Origin of the sequence: uncultured Parasphingorhabdus sp., from assembly GCF_963975735.1 — a bacterium.
In the GTDB taxonomy this organism is placed as follows: domain Bacteria; phylum Pseudomonadota; class Alphaproteobacteria; order Sphingomonadales; family Sphingomonadaceae; genus Parasphingorhabdus.
Genome location: NZ_CAXBIA010000003.1, coordinates 55,162 through 71,741, shown reverse-complemented (window position 1 = coordinate 71,741; position 16,580 = coordinate 55,162). Strand labels below are relative to the sequence as shown.

The 16,580-nt window shown below is 57.7% G+C and carries 14 protein-coding genes, 1 tRNA gene and 1 other RNA gene; 9 read left to right on the top strand and 7 right to left on the bottom strand.

Going from position 1 to position 16,580, the window contains the following annotated elements; translation table 11 throughout:
• From ychF to AACZ86_RS06180, 3 genes are read left to right on the top strand one after another with little or no spacing between them, the layout of a single operon-like run.
• Complete coding sequence (ychF, locus tag AACZ86_RS06190) at nt 1-1,101, top strand: redox-regulated ATPase YchF (RefSeq protein WP_339690402.1); 1,101 nt, start codon at nt 1-3, stop codon at nt 1,099-1,101.
• 47 nt (nt 1,102-1,148) lie between these two features.
• Nucleotides 1,149-2,393: an ectonucleotide pyrophosphatase/phosphodiesterase gene (locus tag AACZ86_RS06185; RefSeq protein ID WP_339690401.1), complete on the top strand. Its 1,245-nt coding sequence runs from the start codon at nt 1,149-1,151 to the stop codon at nt 2,391-2,393.
• Nucleotides 2,394-2,408: 15 nt separating this feature from the next.
• Nucleotides 2,409-2,855: a MaoC family dehydratase gene (locus AACZ86_RS06180; protein ID WP_339690400.1), complete on the top strand. Its 447-nt coding sequence runs from the start codon at nt 2,409-2,411 to the stop codon at nt 2,853-2,855.
• Between the two features lie 18 nt (nt 2,856-2,873).
• Here AACZ86_RS06180 and mutL read toward each other — a convergent pair whose 3' ends face one another.
• Complete coding sequence (gene mutL / locus AACZ86_RS06175) at nt 2,874-4,679, bottom strand: DNA mismatch repair endonuclease MutL (protein ID WP_339690399.1); 1,806 nt, start codon at nt 4,677-4,679, stop codon at nt 2,874-2,876.
• A gap of 151 nt (nt 4,680-4,830) precedes the next feature.
• Here mutL and AACZ86_RS06170 point away from each other — a divergent pair, with 151 nt between their 5' ends.
• From AACZ86_RS06170 to AACZ86_RS06145, 6 genes are all read left to right on the top strand, one after another.
• Complete coding sequence (locus tag AACZ86_RS06170) at nt 4,831-5,868, top strand: rod shape-determining protein (protein ID WP_339690397.1); 1,038 nt, start codon at nt 4,831-4,833, stop codon at nt 5,866-5,868.
• A 49-nt stretch (nt 5,869-5,917) separates the two neighbouring features.
• Nucleotides 5,918-6,820 carry a rod shape-determining protein MreC gene (gene mreC, locus AACZ86_RS06165; protein ID WP_339690394.1) on the top strand — a complete coding sequence of 301 codons (903 nt, stop codon included), beginning with the start codon at nt 5,918-5,920 and terminating at the stop codon, nt 6,818-6,820.
• Complete coding sequence (gene mreD, locus AACZ86_RS06160) at nt 6,820-7,335, top strand: rod shape-determining protein MreD (protein ID WP_339690392.1); 516 nt, start codon at nt 6,820-6,822, stop codon at nt 7,333-7,335. Before mreC ends, mreD begins: the two co-directional genes overlap by 1 nt.
• Nucleotides 7,332-9,287 carry a penicillin-binding protein 2 gene (gene mrdA / locus AACZ86_RS06155; RefSeq protein ID WP_339690391.1) on the top strand — a complete coding sequence of 652 codons (1,956 nt, stop codon included), beginning with the start codon at nt 7,332-7,334 and terminating at the stop codon, nt 9,285-9,287. The genes mreD and mrdA overlap by 4 nt, the downstream gene beginning before the upstream one ends.
• A 3-nt stretch (nt 9,288-9,290) precedes the next feature.
• Complete coding sequence (gene rodA, locus AACZ86_RS06150; protein WP_339690389.1) at nt 9,291-10,403, top strand: rod shape-determining protein RodA; 1,113 nt, start codon at nt 9,291-9,293, stop codon at nt 10,401-10,403.
• Nucleotides 10,404-10,459: 56 nt separating this feature from the next.
• Nucleotides 10,460-10,535 (top strand) — tRNA-Lys (locus AACZ86_RS06145).
• Between the two features lie 214 nt (nt 10,536-10,749).
• Here AACZ86_RS06145 and AACZ86_RS06140 read toward each other — a convergent pair.
• The 6 genes from AACZ86_RS06140 to ffs all read right to left on the bottom strand — a co-directional run bounded on the left by AACZ86_RS06140 (nt 10,750) and on the right by ffs (nt 16,556).
• Nucleotides 10,750-11,013, bottom strand: a complete 264-nt coding sequence (locus AACZ86_RS06140; protein ID WP_339690387.1) for a DksA/TraR family C4-type zinc finger protein — start codon at nt 11,011-11,013, stop codon at nt 10,750-10,752.
• A 184-nt stretch (nt 11,014-11,197) separates the two neighbouring features.
• Nucleotides 11,198-11,470: an HU family DNA-binding protein gene (locus AACZ86_RS06135; protein ID WP_335652535.1), complete on the bottom strand. Its 273-nt coding sequence runs from the start codon at nt 11,468-11,470 to the stop codon at nt 11,198-11,200.
• Between the two features lie 239 nt (nt 11,471-11,709).
• Nucleotides 11,710-14,139 (bottom strand): endopeptidase La, encoded by a 2,430-nt coding sequence (gene lon, locus AACZ86_RS06130; RefSeq protein WP_339690383.1) that lies wholly within the window; start codon nt 14,137-14,139, stop codon nt 11,710-11,712.
• A gap of 97 nt (nt 14,140-14,236) precedes the next feature.
• On the bottom strand, nt 14,237-14,572 hold the full coding sequence (locus AACZ86_RS06125; RefSeq protein WP_339690382.1) for a YbaB/EbfC family nucleoid-associated protein: 336 nt from the start codon (nt 14,570-14,572) through the stop codon (nt 14,237-14,239).
• Between the two features lie 2 nt (nt 14,573-14,574).
• Nucleotides 14,575-16,308: a DNA polymerase III subunit gamma/tau gene (locus AACZ86_RS06120; RefSeq protein ID WP_339690380.1), complete on the bottom strand. Its 1,734-nt coding sequence runs from the start codon at nt 16,306-16,308 to the stop codon at nt 14,575-14,577.
• 153 nt (nt 16,309-16,461) lie between these two features.
• Nucleotides 16,462-16,556, bottom strand: an RNA gene (ffs, locus tag AACZ86_RS06115) — signal recognition particle sRNA small type.
• Between the last annotated feature and the right edge of the window lie 24 nt (nt 16,557-16,580).

Here is a 16,580-nt window from a genome sequence, read left to right as displayed (position 1 = left end):
ATGGGTTTCAAATGCGGTATCGTTGGCCTTCCCAACGTCGGAAAATCAACGCTTTTCAATGCACTGACCGAGACACAGGCGGCGCAGGCGGCAAACTATCCGTTTTGCACTATCGAACCCAATGTCGGTCAGGTCGCCGTTCCCGATCCGCGGCTTGACCAGATCGCGAAAATCGCCGGCAGCGCCAAGATCATCGAGACCCAGCTGGCATTCGTCGACATTGCCGGTCTGGTCAAAGGCGCGTCGCAAGGCGAAGGTCTGGGCAACCAGTTTCTCGGCAACATCCGTGAGGTGGACGCAATCGTCCACGTGCTCCGCTGTTTTGAGGATGATGACATCCAGCATGTCTCGAACAAGATTGATCCGATTTCCGATGCGGAAGTCGTCGAGACCGAGCTGCTGCTCTCCGATCTCGAAAGCTTGGAAAAACGCGTTCCCGCCTTCCAGAAAAAAGCCAATAGCGGCGACAAGGAAGCCAAGATTGCTGCCAATGTTCTGGGCCAGACCCTTGAATTGCTGCGCGAAGGCAAGCCTGCGCGGCTGACCGAACCGGAAGGCGAGGAAGAGCAACGGATTTTTGACCAGTCACAACTGCTGACCGCCAAGCCTGTGCTTTATGTGTGCAATGTCGCCGAGGAAGATGCCCAGAATGGCAATGCGCTGAGCGCCGCCGTTTACGAAAAGGCCAAGGCCGAAGGCGCCGAAGCGGTGATCGTTTCTGCCGCCATCGAATCCGAACTGGTCAGCATGGAACCGGAAGAACGCGTGGAATATCTCGCCGACCTCGGACTGGAAGAATCCGGCCTCGCGCGGGTCATTCGCGCTGGCTATCAGCTGCTCAAACTGCAGACCTTCTTCACCGTTGGCCCCAAGGAAGCACGCGCCTGGACCGTCCACAAGGGAGCGAAAGCGCCCGAGGCGGCTGGCGAAATCCACAGCGACTTCGAACGCGGGTTCATTCGCGCCGAAACCATCGCCTTTGACGACTATGTCGAACTGGGCGGCGAAAGCGCGGCGCGCGAAGCCGGAAAGCTCCGTCAGGAGGGCAAGGAATATGTCGCGAAAGATGGCGATATCATGAATTTCAAGTTCAATGTCTGAATTGTCACAATAGCCCGCTAGGACCTGAATCTATGGGAGCAGAACGCATGATTCGATCGATTTTTTCACTGATATTGGCGAGTTTTCTGCTGGCCGGCGTGCCTATGTATGCTGCGGTCACACCCGTGCAGGACGACATCGAATCCGAGAAAGCCGAGATACGCGATCCCGTCACGATCCTGATCTCGATCGACGGGTTCCGACCCGACTATCTCGACCGCGGAATCACGCCCAATCTGTCCGCTCTGGCGGCGTCCGGCATATATGGACCGATGCGCCCGTCCTTCCCGAGCAAGACCTTCCCCAACCACTGGACCCTGGTGACCGGAAAAACCCCTGATAATCACGGCATCGTCGGCAACACGATGGAAGACAGCGCGCGGCCCGGCGAAGTCTTCAAAATGGCGACACAGGATCCCTTCTGGTGGAACCAGGCCGAACCGATCTGGATCACCGCCGAAAAGCAGGGCATCCGTTCGGCAACCATGTTCTGGCCCGGATCAGAAGTGGATTTCAACGGCCTGCGCCCCGCCGACTGGTGGCCGTTCAACCAGAAACTGTCCAATGACCGCCGGATCAATGCTGTGGTCGACTGGATGCGGCGGCCGGCCTATATCCGGCCTCGCCTGGTCACGCTCTATTTCGATACCGTCGATACCGCCGGTCATTATTTCGGACCCGCACCGGGTGAAAAACTGCACGCCGCAATCGCGGACGTCGATAGCGAAATCGGCCGGTTGAAACAGCAACTGGACAACATGGGACAGCCGGTCAATTTCGTCATCGTATCGGACCACGGCATGACCGAGACGTCAGCCGATCGGATCGTCCATCTCGACCGGATCATGCCGCGCGACGAATATCATCTGGTCGAAGGCGGCAATTACGTCGGAATCGAGCCGCTCGAAGACAATGAAGACGCGGTACGCGCGGCCTTTATCCGTCCGCACGAACATATGGAATGCTGGGACCGGGAAAATATTCCGGCGCATTTTGCTTATGGCAAAAACCCGCGCGTGCCTTCGATCTTCTGTCTGGTCGAAAGTGGCTGGGTCGGATTGCAGGACGTCCCGGAATGGATGACCGGCACTGGCGGCGGCCACGGATATGATCATCGGGACGCCGACATGATGGCCTTTTTCCTGGCAAATGGTCCGGCTATTGCTGCCGACGGTCAGCTGCCGCTATTCGACAATGTCGACATTTACTCTCTGGTCGGCAGACTGGCCGGTATTGCTCCGCAGCCTAGCGATGGCGATCTCGCGCCATTTGAACCATCACTGCGTCCCTGAAGGTAAATCTCCGCCATGCTCTATTACGAAGATATCGAGATCGGCGTCGTCCAGTCCTTTGGAGAATATCCGGTCACCCGCGAAGAAGTGATAGAATTCGCGACAAAATATGACCCGCAACCGTTTCACCTCGACGATGAAGCAGCGGCGAAAACCCATTTTGGCAAATTGTCCGCCAGCGGTTGGCACACGGGCTCGATCGCGATGCGGATGATCGTGGACAATTTCAAAAAACACGAACAGGCAGGACTGGGCTCGCCCGGCATTAATAATCTGCGCTGGATCAAGCCGGTTTTTCCCGGCGATACACTGCGCTGCGAAAGCGAGATAATCAGCAAGCGCCGTTCGGAAAGCCGACCGGAAATGGGAATTACCGTCGGACGCCTGACCGTTTTCAACCAGAATGACGAGCCGGTCATGACGATGGAAAGCACCGGATTGATTGCCGTTCGCGGGGACTAGCGTCCCGGCGCTACTCCGTCACTTTCGTCCGAACAGCTTCTCGACATCTTCCAGCGCCAGCTTGACCCATGTCGGGCGACCGTGGTTGCACTGGCCGCTATGCGGCGTCACTTCCATTTCCCGCAACAGCGCGTTCATTTCCGCGACATTGAGCACCCGCCCTGCCCTGACCGAGCCATGACATGCCATCGTCGAAGCGACATGATCGATCCGTTCCTTCAGGCTCAACGCCTGGTCAAAAGCGCCAAGTTCGTCGGCCAGATCCGTGACCAGTGACTTCACATCACCCGCACCGAGCATCGCCGGTGTCGCACGCACCAGCATCGCCGTGGGCCCGAAACGTTCCATTTCCAATCCGAAATCGGACAATTCCGCCGCGCGCGCTTCCAGCCTGTCGCAGGCATTTTCATCCAGTTCGACGACTTCGGCCATCAACAGTGCCTGCGAAGCGACCGTGCCGCCATCGACCGCCTTGCGCATCCGCTCCAGCACAAGCCGCTCGTGCGCGGCATGCTGGTCGACGATCACCAGACCGTCTTCGGCCTCTGCGACGATATAGGTTTTTGCCACCTGTCCACGGGCGATACCCAAGGGATGGCGCGTTGCGTCTGGCACCGGACCGGAAGCCTCCTCTGCCTTGCCCATGAGCGGCGCGATTTCCTCACGCGGATCAAAGCCCGAAAAGGCACTGGCGCCCTCTTGCATCTGCGCGGAAGGATAAGGCTGTTGCGCAATATTGGACCCGCCCTGCGACGTAAAAATATTACTTTGCGGGTCCGGTGCGGCCGGTTCCCTCTGCCAGTTTGACAGCGCCGATTCGGCCGGTCTCTGGACCGCACGAAACCCGCCCTCGTCGAGCGCCTTGCGCAAGCCGCTGACGATCATGCCGCGAATCATCGCCGGCTCGCGAAAGCGCACTTCGGTCTTCGCCGGATGGACGTTCACATCGACCAGTTCCGGCGGCATTTCGATGAACAGGGCCACAACCGGATGGCGATCCCGCGCGAGCATCTCGGCATAGGCACCACGCACCGCGCCGACCAGCAACCGGTCCTTGACCGGGCGTCCGTTGACGAACAGAAACTGGTGATCGGCGACACCGCGATTATAGGTTGGCAGGCCGGCGACGCCGGTCAGGTGAATTTCTTCCCGCTGCAGATCGACGCCGACGCTGTTGGCGCGCAGATCGCGGCTGGTCAGCGCGGCCACCCGTTCGGGGCCGGTTTCCCCGCCCTGGACGGCTATTGCCTTGCGTCCCTGATGTTCCAGCGTGAACCCGATATCGGGCCGCGCCATCGCCAGTCGCCGGACGATATCGGTGCAGGCGGCATATTCGCTTCGGGCGGTGCGGAGAAATTTGCGGCGTGCCGGTACCTTGCCGAACAGCTGTTCGACGCGCACCTTGGTTCCTGGCGGAATCGCGGTCGGCCCTTCGTGGACCAGCTCGCCATGGTCGATGACGCGCGACCAGCCATCTTCACCGGCCATCCGGCTTTCTATCGTCATCCGCGCTACGCTGGCGATCGAAGGCAGCGCCTCGCCGCGAAACCCCATGGTGGTCACCAGTTCAATCGCTTCGTCGGGCAATTTCGAGGTTGCATGGCGTTCCAGCGCCAATGTGATGTCGTCGCGGCTCATCCCGCAACCATTGTCCGAGACCTGGACAAGATCCAGACCACCCTCGTCCAGACGGATATTGATCTGGCTTGCCCCGGCGTCGATCGCATTTTCGACAAGCTCTTTCAGGGCGCTGGCAGGGCGCTCGACAACCTCTCCGGCAGCGATCCGATTTATCAGGCTATTTGGAAGTCTTCTTATTGACATAATCGCGTTCCTAGCCCAAGCGACCTTACCAAGCGACCCCTGATTTTCTGGACGAATATCATGGTTAATTTCATGACCCGTCCAGCTTAACCAGAGCGTCGAGCATTTGGTGCAGCTTGGTCTGCGAAGATAAGAAATTACGGACAAAAATATGTTTGAAAATCTGTTCAAGTTCCGCTCGCAAGATTTGGCGATCGATCTCGGCACCGCTAATACGGTGGTTTATGCGCGCGGTCAGGGTATCGTTCTTAACGAACCATCGGTTGTCGCAATCGAAACCATCAACGGTGTCAAGAAAGTCAAGGCGGTCGGCAATGACGCGAAGATGATGATGGGTAAAACCCCCGACAGCATCGAAGCCATCCGGCCTCTGCGCGATGGTGTTATCGCCGACATCGATGTTGCCGAGCAGATGATCAAACATTTCATCCAGAAAGTGAACGGCAAGAGCAAGCTGTTCAGCTATCCCGAGATCGTGATCTGCGTTCCAAGCGGCTCGACCTCGGTTGAACGCCGCGCCATTCGTGATGCAGCTTCCAACGCCGGCGCGCGGCAGGTATTCCTGATCGAAGAACCAATGGCAGCAGCCATCGGCGCGGACATGCCCGTCACCGAACCAATCGGATCGATGGTGGTGGACGTGGGCGGCGGCACGACCGAAGTTGCCGTACTCTCGCTGCGTGGTCTGGCTTATACGACTTCCGTCCGCACCGGCGGCGACAAGATGGACGAAGCGATCGTTTCCTATGTCCGTCGTCATCACAACCTGCTGATCGGCGAAACAACCGCTGAACGGATCAAGAAAGACTTTGGCGTCGCCCAGGCTCCTGCCGACGGCGTCGGTCACACGATCCACATCAAGGGCCGGGATCTGGTAAATGGTGTGCCGAAAGAAATTTCGATCAACCAGGGCCAGATTGCCGAAGCGCTTAGCGAACCGATCGGTACGATTATCGAAGGCGTTCGTATCGCGCTGGAAAATACGGCACCGGAACTGGCCGCCGATATTGTCGATCAGGGCATTGTCCTGACCGGCGGTGGCGCTCTGATCTCCGGTCTCGACGCGGCGCTTAGCGACGAAACAGGTTTGCCGGTAACGGTTGCCGAAGATCCTCTGGCTTGCGTCGCAATCGGCACCGGTCGCGCAATGGAAGACCCCATGTTCCGGGGCGTCCTGACCACCGCCTGAGACCCGGCCAATGATGAAGCAACGATTGGAAATGAAAGGATAGATCAATATGGCGCCGCCAAATAATCGGCGTCCAGGATTTTCCAAGCGGGCGCAATATAGTATTTTCGCTAGCTATTTGCTGGGCATATTGGGAGCGATCATGGGTCTGCTTCTCTTGCTCGTCTCTTTCATCGATCCTCTCGGATTTTCAGCCCTTCGCACGATCGGCGCGGAAACAATGGCTCCTGTAAGCCGTTTTCTTTCCAGCGTCGGCGGCGCAACCGGCAGTGCCGGTGGCGAAATTTCCGCCTATTTCAACGCGGCATCGAAAAATGCCGCCATGGACCGGGAGCTCGAGCAGAATCGCATAGAAATCCTGGAAGCCCGTGCCCTGAAACAGGAGAATGAACGGCTCAAGCGGCTGCTGAAGCTCAACGAGGATGTACCCGATTCGATCGCGATGGCACGTCTGATAAGCTCTACCGCATCAAGTTCGCGCCGTATCGCGACGCTGGGTGTCGGCAGCAACAATGGACTGGAACCAGGCCAGCCTGTCCGGTCGCCGGAAGGACTGGTCGGCCGGATATTGGAAACCGGCCCGACAACGGCCCGGGTATTGCTGGTATCGGACGGAAAAAATGTCACGCCGGTCCAGCGGGCCAGCGACAGCCTTCCCGCTTTTGCGACCGGTCGCGGCGACGGCACAGTGGATATTCAGCCGATCAACATCGGCACCAATCCGTTCAAGGGCGGTGATCTGATGATCACATCCGGCAGCGGCGGTCTCTACAGCCCGGGCATCCCCGTGGCGGTTGTCATTCGCAAAACCGAAACCGGTGCCATCGGCCGGGTTCTGGCCAATCCCGCCAAGGTCAGCCACGCAATTGTCCAGCCTATTTTCCAGGCCGAAACGATGCGCCAGATCGAAAAAGATTCTGCGGCTGATGCGGAAGAGGAAACCGGCGAATAGTGGCCAAGTCCCGTCACTCCGCCATTGGCAGGCAACCATCCCGGTTGCGGATCATGCTGGTGCCACCGGTGACCGTTGTCCTGGGTTCGATGATCACGGCTCTGCCGATCATCACCGATTATCCGATTCTGCCGCCGATGGGGCTGCTGATATTATTGGCCTGGCGCCTGATCCGTCCGGGATACTGGACGGTCTGGGCCGGCTTCCCGCTCGGTCTGGTCGATGATATGTTCAGCGGCCAACCCTTTGGCAGCGCCGCGTTTCTCTGGTCGGTCGTGTTCGTCCTGCTGGAAACGATCGACAGGAAAGCGGTGAGCCGAGACTATTGGCAGGATTGGCTTATTGCCTCCATCGCCACCGTTTTTGTGCTAGTGGGCGGTATGTTGATCGTCGATTTGCAATCCAATATGCTCCGGCTCGATTTGCTCGCGCCACAGATTCTTTTGTCGACTCTCCTCTATCCGTTTCTTACCCGGTTCATCGGTGCCATCGACAATTGGCGGGTCGCTTCATGAAGCCAGCCAAAACCATCAGCAGCGCGATGCAGACGCTCAGCTTCTCCCGAAGGGCGACGGTGATCGGCGGATTGCAGGTCGGCGTCGGCGTGCTCCTCGCTGCCCGGATGGCCTATATCTCGGTTGCCGAGAACGAACGGTACAAGCTTCTCTCGGAAAGCAACCGGGTCAATCTGACACTCGTCCCGCCCCGGCGCGGCTGGCTGGTCGACCGCTATGGAAAGCCGATTGCCAATAACAAGACCGATTTCCGTGTCGACATCATTCCCGACCGGTTGCGCGACCGGAAAAAGACCGTTGCGACCCTAGCTGATCTGCTTGCCCTCGATCCCGAGGAGCTGGAACGGATCAACCGCGAGCTCGAGCAGGCCAGCAGCTTTCAGCCGGTTCAGGTCGCCACCGGACTGGATTGGGAACAATATGCCGCCGTCAGCGTCAGACTCCCCGATCTTCCCGGTGTTTCACCGCGTCAGGGTTTCTCGCGCAACTATCCCAGCGGCCCGGCTATCGGGCATCTGGTCGGCTATGTCGGCATAGCCTCGGCCGAGGATTATAAGGAAAATCCCGATCCGATATTGATCACGCCGGGGTACAAGATCGGCAAAGACGGTCTGGAGAAGATTTTCGAGGACCGGCTACAGGGCAAACCCGGCGCCAAACGGGTCGAAGTGACCGCGCGCGGCAAGATTGTCCGGGAGCTCAACACGCGGCCGGATGTTCCGGGCAAGGCCCTGCAACTGACGCTCGATATCGATCTGCAGGAATATGCCGCTCGCCGTCTGGGACCAGAATCGGGATCGGTGGTCATTATCGATTGCCTGACCGGCGACATATTGACGATGACCTCGATGCCATCCTTCGATCCGAACAGCTTCTCCGACGGCATCGGTGTCACGGAATATGGCATGCTGCGGGAAGACGATCATGTCCCGCTGCTCGACAAATCGCTCAAAAGCCTGTTTCCGCCGGGATCGACCGTAAAACCGATGGTCGCACTTTCCTTTCTGGAGGCCGGTCTCAGCCCCGACGAGACCGTCAATTGCAACGGTGGCCTGCAAGTTGGCAACCGGCGCTTCCGCTGCTGGAAGCGTGGCGGCCACGGACGGGTGGATATGGCCAAGGGCATCTACCAGAGCTGCGATGTCTATTTTTACCATTTTGCCCAGAAAATCGGCATCAACCCGATAGCGCTGATGGCCAACCGTCTGGGTCTGGGACAGAAATATCCTTTGCCGGTACTCAGCCAGTTTTACGGCACGGTTCCCGACCCGGCATGGCTGCGCAAGAAATATAAGCGCGAATGGCAGGCCTATGACACGGTCAACACCACGATTGGTCAGGGATATATGCTGGTCAACCCGACCCAGCTGGCGGTCATGGCGGCGCGGATCGCGACCGGAAAGAATATCGTTCCTCGGCTCATCATGGACGAGAAAAAGCCTTTGATCGAAACCCTGAATCTGGATCCGGAACATCTTGTCTATGTCCATCAGGCGATGAGCGATGTGGTCAACGGACCTGGCACCGCCGGACGGGCGCGCCTGCCGATCGAAAATGTGAAGCTGGCCGGCAAGACCGGTACGGCCCAGGTGGTCAATCTCGATTTCGGTCGCGGTGGCAAGGATGTTGCCTGGAAATATCGTGACCACGGCCTGTTCATCTGCTTCGCCCCCTTTGACAATCCCCGCTACGCTGCTGCTGTGGTGATAGAACATGGCGGCGGGTCCGGTGCAGCCTATCCGGTCGCCCGCGACGTCCTGACCTTCCTCTACGATCGCCAGAAGGCGATGGATGTTCTCACCGGGCTCGAGGAATCTTGGGGTGGCACGATCCAGCAGCGGATGGACATTAAAATGAACGCCTATCGCGCGAGGAAAAATCTCGAAAAGGCGATGGCCGAAAATCCGGCTCCGGCGAAACCCGAGTCCTCCGAAACCGGCGTCGGAGAATAGAAATTGAGTGATTTCATTCCAGCGCCGATCGCGCAGCTCCCGTGGAAGACAATCCTGCTGCTGTTCGTCATGGCCAGTTTCGGCTTCATCGTCCTCTATTCGGCCGCAGGCGGCAGTCTGACGCCGTGGGCCGGCATGCACATGGGCCGGTTCGTGATCTTCCTGGCGATGGCGGTCGTGATGTCGCGGTTCAAGGAAAGCTTCTGGAAAACCATGGCCTTCCCGACCTATATCATCATCGTTGTCATGCTGCTCGGTGTGGAACTGATCGGCGCTGTCGGCGGTGGTAGCCAGCGATGGCTCGATCTGGGCGTCATCCGGCTGCAGCCATCGGAAATGATGAAGGTCGCGATCATATTGGCAGTGGCCCGATTCTATGATCTGCTGCCACCTAGCCAGATACGGACATGGGGGGCTATCTGGCCGCTTTTTGCCCTGCTGGCACTGCCCTGCGCGCTGATATTGCTGCAACCCGATCTCGGCACGACGATAACCGTGGTGGCCGGCGCGCTGACCGTCGCCTTCTTGGCCGGGCTGCCGTTGCGGCTGTTCATCGGTGGTGGAGCGGCGATCGCGGTTCTGGCGCCGGTAGCCTATTTCTTTGCTCTGGAAGAATATCAGCAACGGCGCGTCACCACATTCCTGAATCCGGAAAATGACCCGCTCGGCTCCGGCTATCATATCAGCCAGTCAAAAATCGCGATCGGTTCGGGCGGCCTGTTCGGCAAAGGCTTTATGAACGGCACCCAGAGCCATCTCGATTATCTGCCCGAGGGCCACACCGATTTCGTCTTTGCAACCATGGCCGAGGAATGGGGCCTGTTTGGAGGCATACTCGTGCTGTTCTGCTTCTTCCTGCTGTTCCGCTGGGGTCTGGGCGTCGCGATGAAAGCGAAAACCCGCTTCTCGCAGCTGACCGCAGCAGGACTGACGGTGACGATTTTCTTCTATGTCGCGATCAACCTGATGATGGTAATGGGCTTGGCACCGGTCGTCGGCATCCCCCTGCCTTTCCTCAGCCATGGCGGCTCGTCGATGATGACGATCATGATCTGCGTCGGGATATTGATGTCAATCGACCGCCATCCCGGTCGCCAGGGCGGCGCATTTGGATAATTTCTGCAACCAAGCTGTTGCGTTCACAAAATCCGGCCCTATATACGCCTTCTAATGGACGCTTAGCTCAGTTGGTAGAGCAGCTGACTCTTAATCAGCGGGTCGTGGGTTCGAACCCCTCAGCGTCTACCATTTTTTCCGCAAGAGAAACCATCCGGCGGACGGTTTCCGGAAAAAATCCCCAGTGCAAACGAGGGCATTTCCCAGCCGCTATCAATAATCCGGCCGGCGACAATTTTACAAAATATAGCCGCTCGTGGAAAACGACAGCCCCCGTCACGAGGTCTGGCGTATATTTCTGGATCAAGGCCCCGTAACCGGACAAATCGCCGCTGTAACCGACCACCTAGCGCAGCTGGCTGTCCTTGCTTCCCCGCCGGTTGATGCCGACACTTGCCCGATCCGCATCGCGGGCGGACTGGCAAACAACACAGGTACGCGTGCCCGGCAAGGCGCGACGGCGCGCTTCGGGAATTTCTTCACCGCATTCTGCGCAATATTTGGCGGCTTCTCCAGACGGCATATCGGCACGCGCACGTTTCACCGCATCGGCAATCGTATCGTCAATCTGATCCTGTACCGCGCCATCGCGCGCCCAACCGCCTGCCATAGAAGCTTCCATATTTTCGTATTTGCTATGCCCTCAATGTAAGGAGCAAGAGCAGGATTGCAAGCTGGGGGCACGCGGCCTGCGCCCATAGAAAAAGGCGGGCCCCTTTTCGAGGTCCCGCCTTATTTTTCTAGAACAAAGTGCGAAAAAATGGGGAGCGAAACTATGCTCCCCGATTTGGTTTTTAGTTTACGGCGTCTTTCAAGCCCTTGCCGGCTTTGAACTTTGCTTGTGTCGATGCAGGAATCTGCATTGGTTCACCGGTACGCGGGTTGCGGCCGGTTGAAGCTTTACGCTTTGAAGTCGAGAATGTACCGAAGCCAACGAGACGAACTTCGCCGCCGCCTGACAATGCGCTGGTAATGGATTCAAATACGGCATCTACCGCTTTGCCGGCATCACTCTTGCTGAGGCCACTGTGGTCCGCAACGTTACTGATAAGATCCTGTTTATTCATTCTGGGTATCCCCCCTTCTCTGATGGCAATTCGTTTGAATCGCAACTTTGTCTGGCGGCAGTAATGCGAAATTATCCGAGTGAGTCAAAGTAAAACCGCTGTTTTCCGCGCCAAACCCCCATTTTTTACGACAAAACATGGTAAATGAACAGATCAGCGGCAACGCTTTGGTTATTTTGGATAATTTACAGCGGAATTTCGCCTTCGTTTCCCGACCGCGACTCGATGATGACAGTCGTTTAATGCCGCGCCGCTGAAGCCCCGTCGTCTGGGATCGGTGCGGTCGCGTGACTGGCGAGTTCGTCCGCATCGCTCCACTCTATCGGTTCCACCGTTTCTGCCAGCGCCACGGCGAGCACTTCATCAACATGTTTCAACGGGATGATCTTCAGCTTCGACGTGATATTCTCCGGTATCTCGACCAGGTCTTTCTCGTTGTCGGCCGGGATCAGCACTGTGGTAATTCCACCGCGCAAGGCCGCCAGCAGCTTTTCCTTCAGTCCGCCTATCGGCAAGATCCGGCCACGCAAAGTGACTTCGCCGGTCATAGCCACATCGCGACGCACCGGAATTCCGGTCAGGGTCGAAACGATCGCGGTAACGATACCGACGCCCGCAGACGGGCCGTCTTTCGGCACAGCCCCTTCGGGCAGATGGATATGAATATCCTTGCGGCTGAAGACACTCGGTTTGATGCCATAAGAAGGCGCACGCGCCTTCACAAAGGAGAGCGCAGTCTGGATGGATTCGTTCATCACGTCGCCCAGCGTACCGGTGGTCTTGATCTGGCCTTTGCCGGATACGGTAACCGATTCAATCGTCAGCAGTTCACCGCCGACTTCGGTCCAGGCGAGGCCGGTTACGGCACCCACCTGGTTTTCTTCTTCACCAATGCCATGGCGATATTTTTGCACGCCGGCATATTCCGCGAGATTGTCGGGCGTGATTTCGACGCTCTTATAGTCGCCTTCGAGAATGCGGCGCAAAGCCTTGCGCGCCAGCTTGGCGATTTCGCGTTCAAGGGTCCGCACACCGGCTTCTCTGGTATAGTAGCGGATGAGATCACGCAGCGCATCTTCGCGCAGCGAAAACTCGCCTTTTTTCAGACCATGGGCCTCGATCTGCTTTTCGAGCAGATGGCGTTTGGCAATTTCGACCTTCTCGTCCTCGGTATAGCCTTCGAGACGGATGATCTCCATCCGGTCCAGCAAAGGCTGCGGCAGATTGAGCGAATTGGCGGTGGTCACAAACATGACGTCGGAAAGGTCGATATCGATCTCGAGATAATGGTCCTGGAACTTGTCATTCTGTTCCGGATCGAGCACTTCAAGCAAAGCCGATGCCGGATCGCCGCGGAAATCCTGACCCAGTTTGTCGATTTCGTCGAGCAGGAACAAGGGATTGGATGTGCCAGCCTTTTTCAGATTGGAGACAATCTTGCCGGGAAGCGAGCCGATATAGGTTCTGCGATGGCCGCGGATTTCCGCTTCGTCGCGAACGCCGCCCAATGATTGGCGGACAAATTCGCGTCCGGTGGCACGAGCGATCGAACGACCGAGCGATGTCTTGCCGACGCCAGGAGGACCGACGAGGCACAGGATCGGGCCTTTCAGCTTGTTGGTACGGGTCTGCACCGCGAGATATTCAAGAATCCGTTCCTTGACTTTCTCGAGCGCGAAATGATCATCGTCCAGAACCTTCTCGGCCTGTTTCAGATCCTTCTTGAGCCGTGACTTCTTGCCCCAGGGCAATCCGAGCAACACATCGAGATAGTTGCGTGTGACCGTTGCCTCGGCCGACATCGGCTGCATGCCCTTGAGCTTTTTCAGCTCTGCGGTCGCCTTGGCCTTCGCTTCCTTGGAAAGCTTCAGCTCCTTGATCTTTTTGCTCAATTCGCCGAGTTCGTCGCCCTCGCCATCTTCGCCGTCACCCAGTTCTTTCTGGATCGCTTTCATCTGCTCGTTGAGATAATATTCGCGCTGGGTCTTTTCCATCTGCCGCTTCACACGGCCACGGATTTTCTTTTCAACCTGCAATACGCCCAGTTCGCCTTCCATGAAGGCAAAGACCATTTCGAGACGCTTGGTCGGATCGCTCTCCATCAACAGGCTCTGCTTGTCCGAGACCTTCACATTGATATTGGCGGCCACGGCATCAGCGAGGCGGGCAGCATCGTCAATCTCGCCCAGTTGCACCACGGTTTCCGCAGGCATTTTCTTGTTGAGCTTGGAATAATTTTCAAACTGGTCGACGACAGAGCGCATCAACGCGGAAGCCTGAGCCCCCTCGACAGCTTGCTCTTCGAGCAATTCGACGGAAGCCAGTACATAGCCATCCGACTTTTCTTCGAGCGACAGATGTTTGGCGCGTTGCTTGCCTTCGACCAGCACCCGAACGGTGCCGTCGGGCAATTTCAGCAATTGCAATACGGTCGCGACCACACCGAGATCATAGAGTTGATCGCGAACCGGATCATCTTCCGCCGGATCAAGTTGCGCGACGAGGAAAATTTCCTTGTCCGAATCCATCGCTTTTTCAAGCGCGACCACGGATTTGTCGCGACCGACAAACAGCGGCACGATCATATTCGGGAACACCACTATGTCGCGCAATGGCAACAGCGGCAGGGCCTTGGCTTCAGGGATGGGGTTGGCTTCGATCTCGGACATTTTTACTCCACATGCTGCGCTGCAACAGCGCTTCTATCCACTATATGGTGGCTGTGAGAGACACTTCAAGCGTTATGCGTTCGAACGGGAGCAGCCCCTAAAATGGCAGTTTAAAACCTGGGGGTAACTGCATACCGCTGGTCATCTTGCCCATTTCCTCGCTGCTCACGGCATCGGCGCGGTTGCGGGCGTCGTTAAACGCCGCTGCGACCAGATCCTCGAGCATCTGCTTCTCTTCGGCCTTCATCAGGCTTTCATCAATAGTTACCGCCAGTACGCGGCCTTTTGCGGTCGCCTTGACCTTAACCAGTCCGCCGCCGGCCTGCCCCTCGACTTCAAGACTATCCAGTTTCTTCTGTGCCTCTTCCATCTGGGTCTGGACCTGTTGCGCGGCTTCCTGCGCGGCTTTCATCATTTCTTCCATCGATTTCATGGCTAAGCGCTCCTTGATTCTTGTGGGCGAGGACCTTCATCCTCCAGCAACTGGGCATCGGGAAAGGCTTCAAACGCAGCCTTTACCAGCGGCGCATCCAATATCGCCTGCCGCGCTGCATCTCTGATCTGTTGTTCCTGCTCGACAAGGCTCGGCTGCGCCTCGCCCTGCCCTTCGGTGAACTTCCACTCCTGTCCGGTTTCCTGACGCAGCGTGTCGGTGATTCTGCGGATATCGGCGTCACCTATCGCACGTACCGGCTGATAGACGACATTGGGTGGATCAAGCGATATCAGCCGCATGTCGGCGATCAATATGCTTTCCAGAACAGCGGAAACCCGCCCGACGGTTTTGACGACGTCGGAAAACTGGTCGGGAAGCGGGCTGGTTTGCGGTTCTTGCGCAGCAACCGGTGCTGGAGCGGGATCTGGATTTATCTGCGCGACAGGCTCTGCCATCGGCGGAGCCGGTGCTGCCTGCTGGGCCTGCGGAGCGCTGCTGGCCGTTGCCGCTCCCTGCTCCAGCATTTTCGCGAGTTTTCCGGGATCGGGCATATCAGCGGCACAGAGCACCCGCAGCAGGGCCATCTCGCAGGCTTCACGCGGCAGATGCGCTTGCTGGACTTCCTGATAGCCCTTGAGCAACAACTGCCAGAGCCGGTGCAGGACCGGATAGGAGAGCTGCTGGGCCCAATCGGAAAATTGCTGTTTGGCATCGTCCGACAATGTCGGATCGCTGGCTCTGCCGACTTTGAACAAGGTCACCTGATGGGACAATGACAGCAACCCGTTCATCAGCGACAAGGGCTCCACGCCGATCTTATATTGTTCGGCAATCGCATCGAGCAGCGCCGCGGAATCGCCTTCAAGCAGCTTTGCGAATAACCGCCGGACAGCGCCGCGATCGGACAGGCCCAGCATATCCCTGATCTGCACAGCCTTGACCTGACCGTCGCCATCCATATCGGCATGGGCGATCGCCTGATCGAGAATCGAAAGACCGTCGCGGACCGATCCTTCGGCCGCCTGCGCGATCAGATCGAGCGCTTCCTGCTCGGCGGTCACGCCTTCTTTTTCGACGATCATCCCGAAATGCGCCGACAATTGCTCGGCGCTGATCCGTTTCAGGTCAAAGCGCTGGCAACGGGAAAGAACGGTGATCGGGACCTTGTTGACCTCGGTGGTCGCGAAAATGAACTTCACATGTGGTGGTGGTTCTTCGAGCGTCTTCAACAACGCGTTGAAAGCGTTTTTCGACAGCATGTGAACTTCGTCGATGATGTAGATCTTGTAACGCGCCGAGACCGAGGAATAGCGCACCGCCTCGACAATCTCGCGGACGTCGTCGACGCCGGTATGGCTGGCGGCATCCATTTCTATGACATCGATAAAACTGCCTTCAGCGATGCTGCGGCACGGTTCGCACTGACCGCAGGGATCGATCGTCGGACCGCCCTGCCCGTCTTCGCCGATGCAATTCAGCGCTTTGGCAATCAATCGAGCAGTGGAGGTCTTGCCTACACCGCGGACACCGGTCATCAGGAACGCATGGGCGAGCCGGTCGCGTTTGATCGCATTGCCCAGCGTCTGGACCATCGCGTCCTGACCGATCAGTTCGGAGAATTTCGACGGGCGGTATTTGCGCGCCAGCACCCGATAGGGCTGCGCCGCACCGGGGGCAGGCTGTTCTGGTGCATCCACACCGCCAGCAGCGAAAATATCTTGTGAATCGGACATGTGCTGAAGAGTTTAGGCGAGAGGCCTCGGCTTGTCGAAGGCTATTCGCCGTCAATGGCGAGTCTGTTCCAAAATTAGCGACAGAATCCGCTGAACTATCGATTGTTAGGAGGTTTGAAACTTTCAACCGCAGTAAAGGCGTGGCGGTGTTTCAAAGTAGGAGCCGAGCGACCCGCAGAAAAATCGTTGCGGCTGCTTCCTTCCGGACCTGACCGGGTTGGCGAAGACTGCGTCCACCCGACTCCCGCTGCGCATATGGTGGGAGTCGGGCA